The sequence below is a fragment of the Pseudomonas sp. NPDC087598 genome, from assembly GCF_044743525.1.
Classification (GTDB): domain Bacteria; phylum Pseudomonadota; class Gammaproteobacteria; order Pseudomonadales; family Pseudomonadaceae; genus Aquipseudomonas.
Map to the genome: position 1 here is coordinate 12918 of NZ_JBIUWQ010000024.1, position 19804 is coordinate 32721.

At 60.6% G+C, this 19804-nt stretch carries 20 protein-coding genes; 12 read left to right on the top strand and 8 right to left on the bottom strand.

All coding sequences use genetic code 11. The features are described from left to right. Positions 1-13 precede the first annotated feature (13 nt). Positions 14-712, bottom strand: a complete 699-nt coding sequence (locus ACIOWE_RS15085) for a CoA transferase subunit A (RefSeq protein WP_201238958.1) — start codon at positions 710-712, stop codon at positions 14-16. A gap of 246 nt (positions 713-958) precedes the next feature. On the opposite strand from ACIOWE_RS15085, the gene ACIOWE_RS15090 reads away from it, so the two are divergent. Continuing rightward, positions 959-1834, top strand: a complete 876-nt coding sequence (locus tag ACIOWE_RS15090) for a LysR substrate-binding domain-containing protein (RefSeq protein WP_401392698.1) — start codon at positions 959-961, stop codon at positions 1832-1834. A 107-nt stretch (positions 1835-1941) separates the two neighbouring features. Here the strand turns inward: ACIOWE_RS15090 and ACIOWE_RS15095 are convergent, their stop codons facing one another. Then, entirely contained in the window at positions 1942-2784 is an 843-nt protein-coding gene (locus ACIOWE_RS15095; protein ID WP_401392701.1) for an NAD-dependent protein deacetylase, read from the bottom strand. A 171-nt stretch (positions 2785-2955) separates the two neighbouring features. Further along, a complete protein-coding gene (locus ACIOWE_RS15100) occupies positions 2956-4002 on the bottom strand; it encodes a class I SAM-dependent methyltransferase (protein ID WP_401392704.1) in 1047 nt (348 codons plus the stop codon). A gap of 418 nt (positions 4003-4420) precedes the next feature. On the opposite strand from ACIOWE_RS15100, the gene ACIOWE_RS15105 reads away from it, so the two are divergent. Both ACIOWE_RS15105 and ACIOWE_RS15110 read left to right on the top strand, forming a co-directional pair. Further along, complete coding sequence (locus ACIOWE_RS15105; RefSeq protein ID WP_401392706.1) at positions 4421-5260, top strand: DUF692 domain-containing protein; 840 nt, start codon at positions 4421-4423, stop codon at positions 5258-5260. Further along, positions 5253-6002 carry a DUF2063 domain-containing protein gene (locus ACIOWE_RS15110; protein ID WP_401392709.1) on the top strand — a complete coding sequence of 250 codons (750 nt, stop codon included), beginning with the start codon at positions 5253-5255 and terminating at the stop codon, positions 6000-6002. The genes ACIOWE_RS15105 and ACIOWE_RS15110 overlap by 8 nt, the downstream gene beginning before the upstream one ends. A 121-nt stretch (positions 6003-6123) precedes the next feature. Here the strand turns inward: ACIOWE_RS15110 and ACIOWE_RS15115 are convergent, their stop codons facing one another. Next, positions 6124-7431, bottom strand: a complete 1308-nt coding sequence (locus ACIOWE_RS15115; protein WP_401392712.1) for a sensor histidine kinase — start codon at positions 7429-7431, stop codon at positions 6124-6126. Next, positions 7428-8168, bottom strand: coding sequence for a response regulator (locus tag ACIOWE_RS15120; RefSeq protein ID WP_064392669.1), 741 nt, complete (start codon positions 8166-8168; stop codon positions 7428-7430). Before ACIOWE_RS15120 ends, ACIOWE_RS15115 begins: the two co-directional genes overlap by 4 nt. A 296-nt stretch (positions 8169-8464) precedes the next feature. Between ACIOWE_RS15120 and ACIOWE_RS15125 the strand changes: the two genes are divergently transcribed. From ACIOWE_RS15125 to ACIOWE_RS15135, 3 genes are read left to right on the top strand one after another with little or no spacing between them, the layout of a single operon-like run. Then, complete coding sequence (locus ACIOWE_RS15125; RefSeq protein WP_401392715.1) at positions 8465-8728, top strand: DUF2790 domain-containing protein; 264 nt, start codon at positions 8465-8467, stop codon at positions 8726-8728. A 27-nt stretch (positions 8729-8755) separates the two neighbouring features. Further along, positions 8756-8968 (top strand): hypothetical protein, encoded by a 213-nt coding sequence (locus ACIOWE_RS15130; protein ID WP_401392718.1) that lies wholly within the window; start codon positions 8756-8758, stop codon positions 8966-8968. A 47-nt stretch (positions 8969-9015) separates the two neighbouring features. Then, positions 9016-10227: a cytochrome c biogenesis protein DipZ gene (locus ACIOWE_RS15135; protein WP_401392721.1), complete on the top strand. Its 1212-nt coding sequence runs from the start codon at positions 9016-9018 to the stop codon at positions 10225-10227. 17 nt (positions 10228-10244) lie between these two features. Here ACIOWE_RS15135 and ACIOWE_RS15140 read toward each other — a convergent pair whose 3' ends face one another. Continuing rightward, complete coding sequence (locus tag ACIOWE_RS15140) at positions 10245-10706, bottom strand: GNAT family N-acetyltransferase (RefSeq protein ID WP_401392724.1); 462 nt, start codon at positions 10704-10706, stop codon at positions 10245-10247. A gap of 237 nt (positions 10707-10943) precedes the next feature. Between ACIOWE_RS15140 and ACIOWE_RS15145 the strand changes: the two genes are divergently transcribed. After that, positions 10944-11216 carry a DUF4242 domain-containing protein gene (locus ACIOWE_RS15145; RefSeq protein WP_401392727.1) on the top strand — a complete coding sequence of 91 codons (273 nt, stop codon included), beginning with the start codon at positions 10944-10946 and terminating at the stop codon, positions 11214-11216. A 33-nt stretch (positions 11217-11249) separates the two neighbouring features. Beyond that, a complete protein-coding gene (locus tag ACIOWE_RS15150; protein WP_401392730.1) occupies positions 11250-12062 on the top strand; it encodes a class I SAM-dependent methyltransferase in 813 nt (270 codons plus the stop codon). A 412-nt stretch (positions 12063-12474) separates the two neighbouring features. Here ACIOWE_RS15150 and pcsA read toward each other — a convergent pair whose 3' ends face one another. Continuing rightward, positions 12475-13197, bottom strand: coding sequence for a phosphatidylcholine synthase (gene pcsA / locus ACIOWE_RS15155; RefSeq protein WP_201238950.1), 723 nt, complete (start codon positions 13195-13197; stop codon positions 12475-12477). Between the two features lie 261 nt (positions 13198-13458). On the opposite strand from pcsA, the gene ACIOWE_RS15160 reads away from it, so the two are divergent. The 4 genes from ACIOWE_RS15160 to ligD all read left to right on the top strand — a co-directional run bounded on the left by ACIOWE_RS15160 (position 13459) and on the right by ligD (position 19362). Further along, positions 13459-14211, top strand: a complete 753-nt coding sequence (locus tag ACIOWE_RS15160) for a tellurite resistance TerB family protein (protein WP_401392734.1) — start codon at positions 13459-13461, stop codon at positions 14209-14211. A gap of 191 nt (positions 14212-14402) precedes the next feature. Continuing rightward, a complete protein-coding gene (locus tag ACIOWE_RS15165) occupies positions 14403-15779 on the top strand; it encodes an iron-containing redox enzyme family protein (RefSeq protein WP_401392737.1) in 1377 nt (458 codons plus the stop codon). An 11-nt stretch (positions 15780-15790) separates the two neighbouring features. Beyond that, complete coding sequence (locus ACIOWE_RS15170; RefSeq protein WP_401392740.1) at positions 15791-16744, top strand: methyltransferase; 954 nt, start codon at positions 15791-15793, stop codon at positions 16742-16744. A 17-nt stretch (positions 16745-16761) separates the two neighbouring features. Then, the gene (gene ligD / locus ACIOWE_RS15175) at positions 16762-19362 is read left to right on the top strand and encodes a DNA ligase D (protein WP_401392743.1); all 2601 of its coding nucleotides are present in this window, start codon (positions 16762-16764) and stop codon (positions 19360-19362) included. On the opposite strand, the gene ACIOWE_RS15180 is transcribed toward ligD, so the two are convergent. Then, positions 19363-19764 carry a hypothetical protein gene (locus tag ACIOWE_RS15180; protein ID WP_401392746.1) on the bottom strand — a complete coding sequence of 134 codons (402 nt, stop codon included), beginning with the start codon at positions 19762-19764 and terminating at the stop codon, positions 19363-19365. Positions 19765-19804: the final 40 nt, after the last annotated feature.

A 19804-nucleotide genomic window follows, 5' to 3' on the forward strand; every position in this document is an offset into this window, starting at 1 on the left:
CCGTCAGCCTGAATTATTTGCGGATGGTGCGCTGTTCGATGCGTTTTTCGAACGTGCCGCAAATGACCCGATCGACGTAGATGCCGGGGGTGTGGATCTGCGACGGATCCAGCTCGCCGGGCTCGACGATTTCTTCGACTTCGACCACGGTGATCTTGCCGGCAGTGGCGGCCAGCGGGTTGAAGTTCTGTGCGGTGTGACGGTAAACGACGTTACCGAAATGGTCGGCTTTCCAGCCTTTGACGATGGCGAAGTCGCCGGTGATGGATTCTTCCATCAGGTACTTGCGACCTTTGAACTCGCGCACTTCCTTGCCTTCGGCAACGGGTGTGCCGACACCGGTGGCGGTGAAGAAGGCCGGGATGCCGGCACCGCCTGCGCGCATCTTCTCGGCGAGGGTGCCTTGCGGCGTCAGGATGACTTCGATTTCGCCTTTGAGCAGTTGCTCTTCGAACAGCTTGTTTTCGCCAACATAAGAGGCGATGACTTTGCTGATCTGGCGATCGGTCAGCAGCACGCCGAGGCCGAAACCGTCGACGCCACAGTTGTTGGAAACGACGGTGAGGTCGCGGGTGCCCTTGCGCTTGATCTCGGCGATCAGGTTTTCCGGAATGCCACACAGACCGAAACCACCGGCGATGACGGTCATGCCGTCTTCCAGCCCGGCGAGGGCTTCCTCGTAGGAACTCACGCGCTTGTCGAAACCTGCCATATGCACCTCTTTTATTATTTGCGGGCGGCTGGCTAGCCGAATGACTGGAGTGTCGCGCTGGACGATATATTTGTTAAGTTGATTTTTAAGGTTGATTGATAGATAAAACTCAATAAAGTCTCTTCAAATCACTTGGCCCCTGTAGGAGCTGCCGCAGGCTGCGATCTTTTGACCTTGACCTTAAAAAACAAAATCAAAAGATCGCAGCCTGCGGCAGCTCTTACAGTTTGAACGGCGTTCAATAGTATGACCATCAAACAGATTCGCGCCTTTCTCGCCGTCGCCCAAAGCCTCAGTTTCGCCGTGGCCGGCGAGCGCCTGCACCTGTCGCAATCGGCGCTGAGCCTGACCATCAAAGCCTTGGAGGAAGGCCTCGGCGGGCGCCTGTTCAGCCGCAATACCCGCAACGTCGCCCTGACCGCCGAAGGCGAATCCCTGTTGCCGCTGGCCCGACGCTTGATCGCCGACTGGGACAACGCCGAAGACGAAATGCGTCAGCGCTTCAGCCTGCAACGCGGGCGGGTGACGCTGGCGGCGATGCCATCGTTTGCCGGCAACTTGCTGCCGCCGATCCTCAAGACCTTTCGGGCGCGCTACCCGAACGTCAACGTGACGGTCAATGACGTAATCAACGAACAGGTGCTGGAGATGGTTCGCGACCGCCAGGTTGAGTTGGGCGTGGCGTTCGAGCCGATGCAGAACACGTCGATGACGTTTACGCCGCTTTATCTGGACCGCTTCGTCGCGGTGGTCCCGCAGGATTCGCCGCTGGCCGCACGCAGCGAGATCGACTGGCAGACGTTGTTGCAGGAGCCTTTTATCACCTTGCAGCGGCCGTCCACGGTGCGGGTGATGCTTGAAGAACACTTGCAGGCGCGGGGCATGAAGTTGCCGGTGGAGTTCGAAAGCCACCAACTGGCGACGGTCGGGCGGATGGTGGCCAGTGGGCTGGGAGTGAGCGCGGTGCCGGCACTGTGCGCCGAGCAGATGCAGGAATTGGGTGCGCGTTGCCTGACGTTGAATGATTCGGTGGAACGGGCGATTGGCGTGTTGACCGAGCCGGGCAATGAACTGTCGGCGGCGGCGCAGGCGCTGTTCGATATCCTCAAAGCCGAACACTGAACCTGTAGGAGTGAGCCTGCTCGCGATAGCGGTGTTTCAGTCAGCAACGATGTTGGCTTACAAGACGCTATCGCGAGCAGGCTCACTCCTACAGGGAATTTATGTGTTCAGGAGATGAGCTGTTGCGATAGCAACGGCAGGAGCTGTTCGCAGGAGGCCTCGATCTTCAAGTCGAGCAATTCATCCGCCCGGGTCTTGCCCAGATTGATCGCAATCAACGGCTTGCCGCGATCGGCGATCACCCGGCACAGACGAAACGCTGAATACGCCATCAACGAAGACCCGACCACCAGCATCCCCGCCGCTGTTTCTGCCGCCGCCATGGCCCGTGCCGCTGTGGTCTGCGCGACGTTTTCGCCGAAAAACACCACATCGGGTTTCATCCGCTCACCCGCGCAATGGGGGCAGTGCGGCACCTGAAAGCGTGCCTCGAACGCCGGGTCGAGCAGGGTATCGCCGTCAGGTGCCTGCACTGCGTCGACGCCGGCCAGGTACGGATTCTGCTGTTCCATCAGACGCTGAATCGAATCGCGCTCACTGCGCTGCCCGCAATCCAGGCACAGCACGCGATGCAGGCTGCCGTGCAATTCGATCACGTCATGACTGCCGGCCTGATCGTGCAAGGTGTCGACATTCTGCGTAATCAAGCCACTGATGCGCCCCTGGCGCTGCAAACTGGCCAGCGCTTCGTGCGCCGCATTCGGCTGCGCCTGGCGCACGCGCGGCCAACCGAGCATCGCCCGCGCCCAATAGCGGCGGCGTGACTCGGGGGCGGAGAGGAATTCCTGATACATCATCGGCTGGCGGCCACGGCGCACACCGTCGCTGTCGCGGTAATCAGGGATGCCCGAAGGTGTGCTGATGCCGGCACCGGTCAGCACCAGAAAGTCGCCATCGGCCATAGCCCGTTGCAGCGTGTCGAGGTGTTCGCGGATCGGGCTGTCAAGCATGGTCGGCGCTCCTGGCAGAGAGAATGCCTTGCAGGTTAACACCGACCCCTGTGGCGAGGGAGCTTGCTCCCGCTGGACTGCGCAGCAGGCCCATCCTTTGGGGCCGCTTCGCGACCCAGCGGGAGCAAGCTCCCTCGCCACAGGGGATGTGTTCTTTTCAGTCCCGATGATTTACTTGCGCGCCTCCAGTATCAGATTGAACGGCGTTTGCGTTGCACGCCTGAAACGCTTGAACCCGGCCTCGGCAAAGACCTTGCGCAGGCGCATCTCACCCGCTTGCGCACCGAGCCCGAGGCCAACTTCCTGAGACAGCGAGTTCGGCGTGCAAATGAACGTCGACGCCGCGTAGAACAGCCGACCGACCGGGTTGATGTTGTCGTCCAGCGTGTCGTTGGCGAATGGCTCGACCAGCAACACCGTGCCGTCATCCTTCAGCGAGTCGTAGGCGTGGCGAGCGGCGCCGACCGGGTCGCCCATGTCGTGCAGGCAGTCGAAATAGCAGATCAGGTCGTAATCGCTGCCCGGATAGCTCTTCGCCGAGCCCTGGAAGAATTTCGCCCGGCTGCTGACGCCGCCTTCTTCGGCGCGTTGGGTGGCGACGGTGATCGACGGTGCATGGTAGTCGTAGCCGACGAAGCGCGAGTTGGGAAACGCCTGGGCCATGATCACCGTCGAGGCACCGTGGCCGCAGCCGATGTCGGCGACTTTCGCGCCATCCTCGAGTTTCGCCACGACACCCTCCAGTGCCGGCAGCCATTCGGCAATCAAGTGTCCCTTATAGCCTGGGCGGAAAAACCGTTCGGTGCCGGTGAACATGCACGGGTGGTGATCGCCCCAGGGCACGGCGCCGTTGCCGCGCATGGCTTTGACCAGTTTGTCCTTGTCATGGAAAAACGACGCCACCACGCCGAGCCCGCCGGCGACGTACACCGGCGAGTCTTCGACGGCCAACGCCAGAGCCTGTTCTTCCGGCAAACGGAATTGCCCGTCGAGGTGCTCCATGTAGCCCGACGCGGCGTGTGCGCTGAGCCATTCGCGGACCAGACGGGGATTGCAGTGGGTTTTTGCCGCGAGGGTATCGGGGCTGATCGGCTGACTGTCGGCCATCGCCCGGTACAGCCCGAGCTCCTCGCCGACGATGACATTGGCCAGCATTGCCGCGCCGCCCATGTCGTTGACCAGTTTGCCCATGAACTCGTTGAGTCGGGACTCGTCCATCACATGTGCTCCTGAAACAGGATCACGGTCCGGCGACGTTGAGGGTCGAGGCATGCGCCACCGGGCGGTGGTCATGGAAACGGGCAGGGCACGGCAAAAGTCCTGCAGCCCCCTCGACTGGGTAATGAAAGAGTCTAGCCCTCGTCCGGGATAGACGCTGAATTTGTGGGCACTGAAAAACCTGTGGGAGCTGGCTTGCCAGCGATGGCGTGGGCATAGCAACTGACTTGGTGCCCGATACCCCGCTATCGCTGGCAAGCCAGCTCCCACAGGGGACGGTGTTTGATGAGGGATTTGTATTGCCGTGTATCGCGTTGGCTCGGGGATACACGAGGTGGCAAATCCCCGGTTGGCTGAACACAGCGGCGATACAGCCGTCGGTTCAACTGGGTTGGCCAATCAAACGAGGTCAACGCCCATGCAAACTTCCCCATCATCAAGGCAACCCAGCGTCGGTCTGGGTCTGCGGCGTGGTCTGTTGCAAGACCTGCTAGCCGCCCGTTCCGGCGATTTCGATTTTCTCGAAGTCGCCCCGGAAAACTGGATCGGCGTCGGCGGCGCCCATGGCGCGGCGCTGCGCGAACTGGCCGAGCGTTATCCGCTGTCCTGTCACGGATTGTCGTTGTCGCTGGGCGGTTCGGCGCCGCTCGATACTGGTTTTCTGCAAGAGATACGGGTGTTTCTCGACCATCATCAGGTCCGGCATTACAGCGAGCACCTGAGTTATTGCAGCGATGACGGCCATCTCTACGATCTGCTGCCCTTGCCGTTCACCGAAGAGGCCGTGCGCCACGTTGCCGCGCGCATCCGCCAATCCCAGGACATTCTCGAGCGGCGTCTGGCGGTGGAAAATGTCTCCTACTATGCGGCCCCGCGCCAGGACATGGACGAAGTGACCTTCACCAACGCCGTGCTGCGCGAGGCCGATTGCGACCTGCTGCTGGACGTCAACAATGTCTTCGTCAATTCGATCAACCACGGCTTCGATCCGCAGGATTTCCTCGCACGGATCGAGCCGGGCAGGGTGGCCGGCATGCACGTGGCCGGGCATTTCGATCAGTCCGACACACTGAAGATCGACACCCATGGCGCCTCGGTGAAACCGCAGGTGTGGTCATTGCTGGCCGAAGCCTATGCGCGGTTTGGCGCACAGCCGACCTTGCTCGAGCGGGATTTCAATTTTCCGGCGTTCAGCGAACTGGTCGCCGAGCTACAGACTATCCGCCGTCTGCAAGGCGAAGGAGTTCCGCGTGGATAACCTCGAACGGCAACAACAGGCGCTGACGCGCTATCTGCGTGATCCTGAGCAGCAACCACCACCTGCTGGAATGAACGTCACGCGGGTCAATGTCTACCGCGATCTGGTGTTCAGTAACCTCTCGCAATTGTTGAGTGGCACTTTTCCGGTATTGATCCGGATCATCGGCCAACAACGCTGGAACCAGTTGATTCGTGGTTTTTTGCGCGACTACCGAGCTCAGACCCCGAAATTCGCTGAGATTGCCGAGGCGTTCCTCGACTATCTGGCCACGCAGCCTGCGGTGTTGCGCGAAGGTCAGTGGCCGGCGTTTCTGCTGGAGCTGGCGCATTACGAATGGGTCGAGATGGTCTTGCAACAATCCGACGCCGAGCCCTTGCCGTCAACCGATGCGGGGTTGTTGCTGGAGCAGCCGTTGCAGGTGTCGGCATTGGCGTGGCCGTTGGTTTATACGTGGCCGGTGCAGTTGCTCGGGCCAGATCACCAGCCCTCGGTCGCACCGCAGCAACCAACGCTGTTGCTGGTACGGCGGGAGGTGGACTTCAGCGTGAAATTCTCGGAACTGAGCCCACTGACATGGCGGTTGTTGCAGCGCATCGGTGAGCTTCCGGCATTGTCCGGGCGTGAGCAGTTGCAAGATTTGGCGCAGGAGGCGGGGCAGCTGGCAGACGAATCGTTCATGGACAGTGGATTGGCGCTGTTGCAGCAAATGCATGACGACGGCGTGATCGGCATCCTCTGAACACATCATGCTTGCCTGTAGGAGTGAGCCTGCTCGCGATAGCGGTCTGTCAGTCGGAGCTGGTTTAACTGACAGACCGCTATCGCGAGCAGGCTCACTCCTACAAGGGATGGTGTTGAGATTAAAGGTGTAGGGGGAGTTTGAGCTCGGCGCACAAGCCGCCGCCCTGGCGGTTGCTCAGGGTCAACGAGCCGCCCAGGGCCATCGCCAATTGCTGAGCGATCGCCAGACCCAGGCCGGTGCCGCCGGTGTCGCGGTTGCGCGAATTTTCCACGCGATAGAAAGGCTGCATCACCTGCGCGAGTTCCGCTTCGGCAATCCCCGGGCCGCGATCCATGACGGTGATCGACAGGTTGCCCTTGTTCGCTTCGACCCACACTTCAGCGGCGCCGGCGAATTTCAGGGCGTTGTCGGTCAGGTTGACCAACACCCGGCGCAACGCGTGCGGACGGGTGTCGACCACCGCCTCACTCTTGCCGACAAGCTGCACATCCTTGCCCATGTCCTGATAATCGAACACCAGGCTTTCAAGAAAGGAATCCATGTTGGTGCGCCGACTTTCCTCGGTCGAGCCATGGATGCTGCGGGCGTAGGCCACGCCTTCACGGACCAGGTGTTCCATCTCGCCGAGGTCGTTGCACAGTTTGTCCTTTTCCGCCGAGTCGTCCATGAACTCGGCGCGCAGTTTCATTCGGGTGATCGGGGTTTGCAGGTCATGGGAGATCGCCGCCAGCAGTTGCATGCGCTCCTTCAGATAATCGGCGATCCGCGCCTGCATCGCATTGAAGGCGCGGGCGGCGTAGACCACTTCGTTCGGGCCTTTCTCGTCCAGATGAATCGGGTGAGCGTTGGGGTCGAGGGTTTCCACGGCATTGGCCAGGCGGGTGAGGGGGCGGATGGCAATGCGCACCGCCAGCCAGGTGCAGGCAATCATCAAGGCCAGTTGGCCGAGCAATACCGCTGGCAACCAGGGTGACAGCGGCACCATCGAGGGGCGCACGTCAATGGTCACCGGGCTGCCGTCGCTCAGGCGCAAGTGGCCCTGGAAGTGCTTTCGCGGACCGGGAATGTCGGTGAACGTCAGCGGGTATTGGTCGCCGATTGCATCGGTGATCGACGTGACTGCAATCGGCACATCGCCCGGCCCGATGGCTGTGCCGGGTTCACCTTCGCTCAGCAGATAGCCGTAGTTGGCCCGCGCCAGGCGCTTGAGCCACGCCGGGCGCTCCTCGGCAGGCAAGCGGTCGAGGATCGCAATCGAGGTCGAGACGTCGGTTTCCAGATTGCCCAGCATGGTGTTTTTCGCGCTTTGGTAACGCTCGTAATACTGCGCGCCGAACGACAGTGCTTGGGCGAGGATCAGGCCGATCAGGAAAATCAGCGACACCCGCGAGGCAAGGGTACGCGGCCAGTGCAGGTTGAGGCTCATGCCGGGGCACCGAGGATCTCGACCGGCAGCGAAAACACATACCCTTCGCTGCGCACGGTCTTGATGTAGGCCGGTTCACGGGCGTCGTCCAGCAGGCGCTGGCGTAAGCGGCTGACCAGCAGATCAATTGAACGGTCGAACAGATCGGCGTCACGGCCCTGGGTCAGGTTGAGCAATTGATCGCGGCTGAGCACCCGTTGCGGATGATCGAGAAACACCCGCAGGAGGCGGTATTCGGCACCGCTGAGGGCGACCATGGTGCCGTCCTTGTCGAGCAGATGGCGGGCGGACGTGTCCAGTTGCCAACGGCCGAACGCCAGCAAGCGACCCGCTTCGGTAACCACCAGATTCGGCGGCAGCATCCTTGTGCGGCGCAGCACGGCGTTGATCCGCGCGAGCAATTCACGGGCGGCGAAAGGTTTGGTCAGATAGTCGTCGGCACCCATTTCGAGGCCGATGATGCGGTCGGTTTCATCGTTGCGGGCGGTGAGCATCAGCACCGGCGTGGCCTTGTGTTTGCCCACGCGCAGCTCGCGGCACAGCTGCAGGCCATCGTCGCCGGGCATCATGATGTCGAGCACGATCAGGTCGACGGTGTTGGCTTCGAGAAAGCTGCGCATTTGCCGGCCATCGGCGACCACGGTGGTGCGCAGGCCGTTTTTCTTCAGGTAGTTGCCGACCAGTTCGCGGATCTCGCGGTCGTCGTCGACGATGAGAATGTGATCGACATGTTCCATGGGATCAAGCCTCTATCAAAGGGGGAATACCGTGCAGTCTATCGAGCCTTCACGCGCTCGCCTGCCTGCCTTTGTATTGCAGTGTATCTGGCATGACAGCCGATACACGGGGACGCAAAAACACGATTTTTTCAGGCTTTTGTATCGCTGTGTATCCCTGGGCAGCAGGGATACACAGCCATTTATACCCGCCAGTTTCCGACACATAGGCGATACCTCGAGAGCCTTGAATGAGCTCCATCGAGGCACACCACAGCGCCTCGGCTCAAACCCACTGAAGCCTTGAGGAACACGCCATGAAAAATACTTCCGTTATCGCCGCCTGCCTGTTTGCCGCGCTGAATATCTGCACCCTGTCGGCCCGCGCCGAAGCCGTCGTCACCCCGCAAACTTACAGCTACGGCACGCAACTGGATATCCAGAAAGTGGTTTCGCTGACACAGGACAACTCGGTGACATGCGGCGTCGTCAATGCGCGCATGACGTACCTGGATTCGGCCAATAAAACTCACGTGCTGGATTACCGCAAGTTTGCTGACGGCTGCAACAACGACAACTGATTCGTCATTCTTTTAAAGGAAAAAACCATGAATAACCTCTCGCGTTTCCTCACAGCCGTCGCTTTCTCTTTCGCCGGTGCAGCCGCCCATGCCAACGCTGCGGTTGAACAGCATAGCTGCCACGGCAGCAGCTGTTTCCAACTGACGCCAATCGTCAAACAGGGCGCTGATGCTTTGCTCGCGGCTGACGGCGCCGGCCGCACGCCGCAAGGGCAGAGGCTGGAAAGCCAGAACGCCTGACCCCCGGCCACAGGGCTCAGTCTTCACATTTATTCAGGGTGACTTTTATGTACCTCATCGCTTTCCTTGGCGGTCTTTTGACCGTCCTCAGCCCCTGTATCCTGCCGGTGGTGCCATTCCTGTTCGCCGGGGCGCAGCGCAGCCGTACTTCGACTCTGCTGACCCTCGGCGGCATGACCCTGACGTTCGCACTGATTTCCAGTCTGGCGGTGGTCAGCAGTGAATGGGTCATTCAGGCCAGCAACAGCGGGCGCCATATCGCGCTGATCGTCATGGCGCTGTTCGCGCTGTCGCTGATCTCGGCGCGCATCGGTGACTGGCTGGCGCGTCCGTTTGTGTGGCTCGGCAACCGCCTCGATCCCGCTGCGCAGAAAAAGGCCGGGCCTTTGGGCTCGGTGATGATCGGCGTCGCTACCGGGCTGTTATGGGCGCCTTGCGCCGGGCCGATCCTCGGGGTGATTCTCACGGGCGCCATGTTGCAAGGCGCCAATGCGCAGACCAGCCTGTTGTTGCTGGCTTATGGCGCGGGCAGTGCGTTGTCGTTGGGCACGCTGATTTTCGCCGGGCGTGGGTTGGTCAACCGCTTGAAACCATCGATCCCGTTCAGCGGTTGGTTGCGCCGTGGCGCCGGTGTTGCGGTGCTCGCGGCGGCGGTCGTGATTTCCATCGGTGCCGATAAAACCCTGTTGGCCGGCACGTCCTCGCAAGGTGTCGCCAGTGTCGAGAAAAGCCTGCTGGATAATGTACCGAAAGTGCTCGACTTCCTCGTCAGCAAGGTACGCGCTGATTCGCTGATGGACGAGAGCAAAGGCGCGATGCCGTCGCTGTCCGGTGCCGTGCAATGGCTTAATTCACCGGAGCTGAGCGCCGAATCCCTGCGCGGCAAAGTGGTGCTGGTGGACTTCTGGACTTACGACTGCATCAACTGCCAACACACCTTGCCCTACGTCAAGGAATGGGCGCAGAAGTACCAAAAGGATGGCCTGGTGGTCATCGGCGTGCACACCCCGGAATACGGCTACGAACGTATCATCGACAACGTCAGGGATCAGGTGAAAAAGCTCGGTATCACTTACCCGGTGGCCATCGACAACAACTACGCGATCTGGCGTAACTTCGATAACCAGTACTGGCCGGCGCATTACCTGATCGACGCCAAGGGCCAGGTGCGTTTCAGCCACTTCGGCGAAGGGCGCTACGAGGCACAGGAGCAAATGATTCGGCAATTGCTGGAAGAGGCCAAGGCACCTGCTGCCTGATCAACTACCCCAATGGCTCAAAGGTCGCGCACCATGAGCCATTGGTCGTTGTCCCAGGCGCGAAAGCGCTCCAGCACCTGCCAGCCGCGTTTGGCGTAGTAGTCCTGTTTGGTCTGCGTGTGCAGATAAAGACGCGGCAGGCCACGGCTTTTCGCTTCCTGACAGATCCCTTCGATCAACTGCTCGGCGAGGCCTTGCCCACGAGCTGCCGGGTCGACGAATACGCAGGCCAGCCAAGGGCCAAGATCCGGTCGAAATGCGAGATCATCGCGGGCCAGCGCCGCACCACCGACCAGTCGCTCACCGTCCATGGCGATCAGGCAAGACCAGTCACCATTGCTTTGACCGTCGGCAAATTCCCGTTGCCATTCGGCCAGGGGCTGATGGGCGTATTCGTAGTGAAATTGCTGGTGGATCCACGCGGCATAGGTGTCGCTGTGTTGCAGATGGCGGGCCAGCCAGTCGAGATGCAGAGGCATGAGACGAGTCCGTTCAGAGGGCGAACGCGCATCAGAAACCAATCGCTCGCTGCTGGCAATGCCGAGGGTGTTGCACACCCTTTACAGATTTCCACCGCTTATCGGCAAAGCCGTGGTTTTGCCAGCTCGGCAGACGATTGGCAGGGACGCCGGGCGCCCTCGGCGCGATAGTGGGCGAGCAGGGCCACTGCCGGCCCCGTCACAAACGCTATACCACAAGAAGAACGCGAGGTTGCCATGCCGAAATTCGTGATTGAACGCGAGATTCCAGGAGCCGGGAAGCTGTCGGAGCAAGAACTCAAGGCCGTGTCGCAAACGTCCTGCCAGGCGTTGCGTGAACTCGGGCCACAGGTGCAGTGGCTACAGAGCTACGTCACTGCCGACAAAATCTACTGCGTGTACATCGCTCCCGATGAAGAACAGGTGCGCGAACACGCTCGCCTCGGCGGTTTCCCCGCCAACAGCGTGGCGCGAGTGGTGACGGTCATCGATCCGACTACCGCCGAGTGAAGGCAGCTTCAACCTGTTGTGGAGCACCCATTCATGAGTACCCCGATTGATCTGACTGCCTTGAAGGAACGCCAGAAAGTCGCCTGGGCCAGCGGCGACTACTCCCTGATCGGCACGACCTTGCAAATCGTCGGTGAAAACCTCGCCGAGGCCTGCGACCTGCGTTGTGATGAGGAAGTGCTGGATGTCGCCGCCGGTAACGGCAACGCGACGCTGGCGGCAGCGCGGCGAGGGTGTCTGGTTACCTCGACCGACTACGTGGCAGCCCTGCTGGAACGCGGCCAGGATCGCGCCCGCGCCGAGCACCTGGACGTGACTTTTCAAGTCGCCGACGCCGAAGCCTTGCCGTTCGCCGATGGCAGTTTTGCGGCGGTGCTGTCGACGTTCGGGGTGATGTTTGCCCCGGACCAGGACGCGGCGGCGGCCGAGTTGGCGCGGGTTTGCTGTCGTGGCGGGCGGATCGGTCTGGCCAACTGGACGCCGGAAGGTTTCGTCGGCCAGATGTTCAAAACCCTCGGTCGCCACTTGCCACCACCGGTCGGTGCCCAGCCACCGTCGAACTGGGGCACGGAAGCGTGGCTGCATCAGCATTTCGATGACCGCGATTTTGTCGTGCAGGTGACTCGTCGCGAATTCAACTTTCGTTACCGCTCGGCAGCGCACTTCATCGATATCTTTCGGCATTGGTACGGGCCGGTGCACAAGGCCTTCGCCGCGCTGCCGCCGGAAAGCGGCCAGGCGCTGGAAAGTGATCTGGCGGATTTGCTCAACCGTCTGAACCGGGCGGGGGAGGACTCGTTGGTGGTGCCGAGTGAGTATCTGGAGGTGGTGATCAGCAAGCGCTGAGTCGAACTCGATCCTTCAGCTCAAGGGAGACCCTTGTGGGAGCTGGCTTGCCAGCGATAGCGGTGTGTCAGACAACAAAGATATCGACTGACCCACCGTCATCGCTGGCAAGCCAAGCTCCCACAGGTTTCTGTGGTGCCCTCAAATTCCGCATGCACCGCAAATCTTTGTGGGAGCTGGCTTGCCAGCGATAGCAGTCTATTGGCAGATAAATATGCTGACTGACCCACCGCAATCGCGAGCAGGCTCACTCCTACAGAGATTTGCGGCGTACATCGCGTCTGTAAACGACACAAAACCTGTAGGAGTGAGCCTGCTCGCGATAGCGGTGGGTCAGACAACAAAGATATCGACTGACCCACCGCCATCGCTGGCAAGCCAGTTCCCACAGGTTTCTGTGTTTTGATTGGGCTTATTTCTGATGGGATCGATCAAACCACTCCAGCGCCGTGCGCCAGATGCAGATCCCCAGAAAGTACGCCGACATCAGCAGCCACAAACCCATCACCAGCGGGTTGATCACCGGGTGATTGAGCACCAGTGACAAACTGCACAGCAGCCAGATTGCCGTGACCGCAATGTTGATCGGCATGAAGCGGCGCACGCGGAACGGATGCAGGAACTTCATTCGCGTCACCGTCAGTAGCGCCAGGCCGATCACGGTCAGAAAGGTGATCCACGGTCCCGGCCCGATGATGTACAGGCACAGTGCGACGACGTTCCACGCGGCGGGGAAACCGACGAAATAGTTGTCCTTGCTTTTCATGTTGACGTTGCAGAAGCAGAACAGCGACGACACCAGAATCAGCGACACCGTCAGCAGCAGCGTGTAATCGGGCAGCGGAATGTAGCGATAGATAAACAGTGCCGGGATGAACACGTAAGTCAGGTAATCGATGACCAGGTCAAGGATCGAGCCATCGAAACTCGGCAGTACCGATTGCACATTGACCTTGCGCGCCAGTGCGCCGTCGAGGCCGTCGACGATCAGCGCCACGCCCAGCCACATCAGGCAATGGACGGGCTGGTTTTCGAGCAAGGCGAGGGTGGCCAGAAACGCCGTGACCACGCCGGTCGCGGTAAAGCCATGGGCGCCCCAGGCCTTGAGCCTGGCAATGTGGACGGTGGATATCACGGGGGCGTTCTCCAGAAATTCAAGCAAGCCGAGTCACACCCTTAAGCAGCAAGGGCGCCGGCTAACCGGGTCGGGGTTGCAGCTATCGACCGGTCATGCCGGGATAAGGTTCACCCTCCATGAATCTTAGCTCGCCACTGAAAAAATACGCAGGCGAAATCTGTAGGCCTTTTCTGTGTCGGCCCAACGGTGCTGGCGCAATGGCTGCATCGGTCTATTGTTGGCAGACGCAATTACTGCCAATGCATCGAGGATGCCGTCATGAACACCAGCGATTTGCTCGAACAACTGCTGCGGGGCCAGGCCTCGGCGGGTCAACAAAGTGGTGCCTCGGCCAGTGGTGGTCTGGGTGGCCTCGGTGGTTTGCTGGGCGGGCTGCTCGGTGGCGCGGATCCCACCGGTACTCGTGGCGGTTCGCCTGCGGGAGGGGCTGGAGGATTGGGCGGCTTGCTCGGTGGTTTGCTCGGCGGCGGTGGCTTGGGCAGCGTTTTGGGCGGCGGCGCTGGCACGCAAAGCCGATCCGGCGGCACCAACTACGCGGCGCTGGCATCGCTGGGCATGATGGCGTTCCAGGCCTATCAAGCCTGGCAACGCAGCCAGGCCAGCGCGGCACCGCAGCAGACGCCGCAAACAGCCAATCTGCTCGCTGGCCCCGAAATCGAAGAACACAGCCACGCCGTGCTGCGTGCGTTGATCGCGGCGGCCAAGGCTGACGGGCGCATCGACGATAATGAAAAGCACCTTATAAGCACTGAGATCGGCAAGCACACCGATGATCCGCAGATGCAGCAGTGGCTGGATGACGAAGTCGCCAAGCCTCTTGATCCCAATGAGGTGGCACAGTCGGCTAACAACGACCCGGCCGTGGCGGCGGAAATGTACCTGGCCAGCGTGATGCTGGTGGACGATCAGCAGGACGCCGAGCGTAATTATCTGGATGAACTGGCGGCGGCCTTGGGGATTGATCCTGAGTTGCAGGTGCATCTGGAGCAGCAGGCCAAAGGTCAGGCCTGAAGCAAGATCAAAAGATCGCGGCCCTAGCCTTCGGCAGCTTCTACAGGGGAGATGTGCAATCGAGATATGCAGGGGCTAACCCGCCGTCCGTCCGGGCAATTTTCACGTCGATTGAATTTTTGCTTCGCGCAACCCCTCTGCTGCTGTAGAGGCGCGAAGCAGCGTCCTGCCAATCGACCGAGAATACTGCCATGACTGTCCTGACACCTCTGCAATCCGTGCCAGCCCAAGCACAAGCGATCGAACCTGCCGGGAATCTCCGTGGCATTTATGAAACGCTACTACGGGAGGAAAACCCGCAAGCCGTTGCGCAAACGTTCCTGCACGAGCAGCTTCAACGCGCGGCAACGTTGCCCGAAGAGCTGCCGCAAGATCCCTCTACCTGGCACGCCTGGGTTGCCGCGCATTGCGCCGACGTTGCCCGGCAATACGCCGACTATTTGCAACAACGCAAGGCTGGCGGGCCACGGCAGTTCTTCAGCACCAAGGCACAGGCGCTGTATTTCCTGCAAGCGGTGGGGCCGACCAAACTGGTCGATGGTGCGTGGCTGTATGGGCTGTTGCAGCACTGGCGCGATCCGCGTTTCAGCGGTTTGCTCTGCACCTACCTGGAAGAACTCGGCGAGGGCAATCCGGCGCAGAACCATGTCGTGATTTATCGCAAACTGCTGGCCGAGCACGATCTCGACCACGCCAGCCCGATTGCCGATGAGCGTTATCTGCAAGGCGCGCTGCAACTCGCGCTCGGCGTCTGCGGCGATGAATTTTTGCCGGAGGTGATCGGCTACAACCTGGGTTACGAACAACTGCCACTGCATTTGCTGATCAGCAGTTACGAACTCGCCGAACTAGGCATCGATCCGTACTACTTCACGCTGCATGTGACCATCGACAACGCCAGCACCGGCCATGCGCAAAAAGCCGTGCAAGCGGTGTTGGATCTGTTGCCGCTTGAAGCTGATCGCGCCGACTTTCTGCGCCGGGTATCGCTGGGTTATCGACTCAATGATCTGGGGCAGGGCAGCCGCGCGATCATCGAAGGTTTCGACCTGGAAACCGAATTGCTGGCGATGCTCGAACGCAAGTGCCCGTTTGCCCAGCATATGCACTCGGACTATTGCCGCTTCGAAGGCAAAACCGTCAACCAATGGTTGGCCGAATCGGCGCATCTGCCGGGTTTCCTGCAAGCCCTGCAGGACAAAGGCTGGATCAAGCGTCATGAAGATCCGCAGGCAAGTCGCTTCTGGCAACTGATCGACGGCGATGGCGCGGCGATGTTTGGCGTGTTCAGCGCCTACGAAAAACAATTGGTTCACGACTGGATTGCCGGTGACTGGAAACCCTCGGAAAAAGCCACGCCTATGCGTCGACACGCGCCCGCCAACTCACCGATCGAGGTGCCGGAACAAGACCCCGACGTGCAGCAGCTCAACGCCGCGCTGAAAGGGCAGGACGGTCACGCACAAATGGCCGCGCTGATCCCTTGGCTGGCGCCGGCGCGGCATGCGCATCCTGCCGGGCTGCTCGCTACCCGGCGCTTCATCGAACTCAAATCCCGCCTGCCTTAAGGACACCAGCAATGAATCAGGAAGAACAACTGTCCACCCACGACCTCGCGCTGTTGCAACTGGGCCGGCGCTTGCAGGCTGACGGCTATCGTTTCATCACGCCGACGCCGCTGACCCATCAGCGGGTCAATCAGCGTGACGAGGGCCAGTTCGCCGATTCCCTGCGCGATGTATTTGGCTGGTCGCGGCCCTTCGAGCCGGGCCTGTTGTCGGCCGATGAGCAGCGCCAGTTGCTGGACGCTCAAGTCATCGACACCTACGAAGGTCAACTGAAAAGCCGCGTGCGCTGGTCGAGCCTGGACGACTTGCTGTTCGTGCATTCGGCGTATCCGACCGATGCCGCTGACTCGGTGTTTTTCGGTCCGGACACTTATCGTTTCGCCCAACTGATTCACGCCCATTTGCAGCAGAACTTTGCGCCGATCCACCGTGCTGTGGACATTGGTTGCGGGGCCGGTGTCGGCGCCATTCTGATTGGCCGCGCCCGTCGCGAAGCGCAAGTGCTGGCGCTGGATATCAATCCCGCTGCGCTGCGCCTGACCACGATCAATGCGGCATTGGCGGAAGTCGCCAACGTCGAAGCCTGTGCCAGCGATCTGCTGCAAGGCGTCGACGGCGAGTTCGATCTGATCGTCGCCAACCCGCCGTACATGGCCGATCCGGCCGCGCGAGCCTACCGGCACGGCGGTGGCACGCTGGGCGCAGGTCTGTCGCTGCGCATCGTCGAGCAGGCCCTCAATCGGCTCACGCCGGGCGGCTCGTTGTTGCTTTACACCGGCGTGGCGATGGTCGATGGCCGCGATCCGTTTCTCGACACGGTGTTACCACGGCTTGATGAAACGCGTTTTGCCTGGACCTACCGGGAAATTGACCCGGATGTTTTCGGCGAGGAGCTGCTCAACCCCGGCTACCAGCGGGTCGACCGAATTGCCGTGGTCGCCTTGACCGTGACTCGTATTGGCTGAAGCAGGGCAGGTGCGCCATGAGCAGAAACCTCGACGACTACAACCGCATGCGCGATTTCTCGGCGACGTCGGAGCCGGCCGCCGTCAAGCGCTCGGGCAAGAAAACCGCAGCGGATCACGCCCTGCAGTTCTGCATCCAGAAGCACGACGCTTCGCACCTGCATTACGATTTTCGCCTGGAGCTTGATGGCGCGTTGAAGAGCTGGGCAGTGCCGAAAGGGCCGTCGCTCGACCCCAAGGTCAAGCGCCTGGCAGTGCATGTCGAAGATCATCCGCTGGATTACGCGACATTCGAAGGCAGTATTCCTGAGGGGCATTACGGCGCCGGGGATGTGATTGTCTGGGATCGGGGCGTGTGGATTCCGCTGGAAGACCCACAAAAAGCCTACGCCAAGGGCAAGCTCAAGTTCGAATTGCAGGGCGAGAAACTCGCCGGGGTGTGGAATCTGGTGCGCACGCACATGCCGGGCAAGAAGGAGAACTGGTTCCTGATCAAGCATCAGGACAGCGCCGCCCGTGCGCAGGATGATTACGACGTGTTGATGGCGGAACCGGACAGCGTTTTGAGTGAGCGCACCTTGGTCGATAAACCGAAGCTTGCCGCCAGGCAGGTCAAGCCCATCGACAAGCCTGCCGCCAAATCACGCAAAAAGGCTTCGGGCACGCTGACCGGTGCGCACAAGGCGAAAATCCCCGCGCAACTGAAACCGCAACTGGCGACCCTGGTCGACAGCGCGCCGGAAGGCGACTGGAGCTACGAGATCAAGTTTGATGGTTACCGGATCATGGCGCGGATCGACGGTGATCAGGTTCAGCTGTTCACCCGCAACGGTCACGACTGGACGCACAAGTTGCCGAAACAGGCAGAAGCGCTGGCCGCTCTGGGACTTGAATCGGCGTGGCTCGACGGTGAAATGGTGGTCGCCGACGAACAGGGTGTGCCGGATTTTCAGGCGCTGCAAAACGCCTTCGACTCCGGCAGCAGTGCCAACATCCTCTATTACCTGTTCGACATGCCGTACCTCAACGGCGTCGACTTGCGCGAAGTCGCTGTCGAGGAGCGCCGCGCGGCGCTATCCACGGTGCTCGGTGCTCATGAGCAACCGTTGTTGCGCTTTTCCCAGGCGTTCGACGAAACTCCGGATGCGCTGCTCAACAGCGCCTGTCAGATGCAGATGGAAGGCCTGATCGGCAAACGCCTCGGCTCGCCGTACGTTTCACGGCGCAGCAGCGACTGGATCAAACTCAAGTGCAAACATCGTCAGGAGTTCGTGATTGTTGGTTACACCGATCCGAAGGGCTCGCGCAGTGCCTTCGGCGCGTTGCTGCTGGGCCTGCATGATCGTGACAGCGGCGAGTTGCGTTATGCCGGCAAGGTCGGCACCGGTTTTAATGAAACAACCCTGAAAAGCATCCTCGCGCAACTCAAACCCTTGCAGATGAAAAAAGCTGCCGTGGTCAATCCACCGGACGGATTCGAAGCCAAAGGCGTGCACTGGCTCAAACCGAAACTGCTGGCAGAAGTCGCGTTCGCCGAAATGACCAAGGACGGCTCGGTGCGTCATGCCGTGTTCCATGGCTTGCGCGAGGACAAACCGGCCAAGGACATCACTGAGGAGCGAGCGAAGCCCGTGAAGACTTCAGAGACCAAATCCGCCGCGAAGAAAGCGCCGAAAAAAGCTGCTGTGAGTCAGTCGAAATCGACGGATACAGCGCCATCGCAACTCGGCCTGGCCAACGGCAAAGTGCGCATCACTCATCCCGATCGGGTGATCGACGCCGTCAGCGGCACGACCAAAATGCAACTGGCCGAATACTACGCCAGCGTTGCCGAGTGGATCCTGCCGCAACTCAAGGAGCGCCCGGTCGCGCTGGTGCGGGCGCCGGACGGCATCGCCGGCGAACTGTTCTTCCAGAAGAACGCCGAACGTCTGGCCATTCCCGGCATCAGCACGCTGGACAAGCACGTCACCGGGCAACCGGTGATGCTGATCAACAACGCCGAAGCGCTGATCGGCGCGGTGCAGATGAGTACCGTCGAACTGCACACCTGGAACGCCACCACGGTTGACCTCGACAAGCCTGATCGCTTCGTCCTCGACCTCGACCCGGATCCGGCACTGCCATGGAAAAGCATGGTCGAAGCCACTGCGCTGACCCTCACGGTGCTGGATGAACTGGGGCTCAAGGCGTTTCTGAAAACCAGCGGCGGCAAGGGCATTCACCTGGTGGTGCCTTTGACCCGCAAGCTCGGCTGGGATGAGGTCAAGGATTTCAGCCATGCGATCGTCAGTCATATGGCCAAGCTGTTGCCGGATCGATTTTCGGCGGTGTCGGGGCCGAAAAACCGCGTCGGGCGAATATTCATCGACTATCTGCGCAATGGCCTCGGCGCGACGACCATTTGCGCGTATGCCGCACGCACCCGTGAGGGCTTGCCGGTGTCGGTGCCGTTGTTCCGGGAAGAAGTGGCCGAGATCAAGGGTGGCAATCAGTGGAATATCCACAACGTGCATGAGCGGCTGGCGGAAGTCGGTGACGAGCCATGGGCGGATATGAAGAAAACCCGCCAGAGCATTACCGCTGAAATGCGCAAACGGGTCGGCATGAAAAAGTGATCAAGTGTCGCGCAGCAAGTCGTGGGCGTTGAGCAATTCAAAAGCGATTTCCGGGTGGTTTTCCAGGCCCCGGCGAATCGCTGCGGGAATCGCCTGACGCGTCTTGCGACAGAGGCCCGGCAACTCTTCGATCTGAATGGCAATGCCGCGCATCGTGCGCACTTCGTTAAAACCGGGGGCGACGTCGACGCGAATGCCCAGTTGTTCAAACATCCGTTGTTGCAGGTGCTTGAGGTCGGCCAGATCCTTGAGCATTTCCAGGCGTGCGAGCAGGCGTTTTTCTTCCTCGCGCGTCAGACGCAGGATGCGCAGATCCGCGCCGGGATTCTCCAGCAGCGGATCGCGCCCGCAATTGCAGGCGCCGGGCGGGCAGGGTGAGCGCAAGGGCACAGAAGTCGTCATGGCCTCCATCATAGAGGCCGTCGGACATTTTTGCCTATGT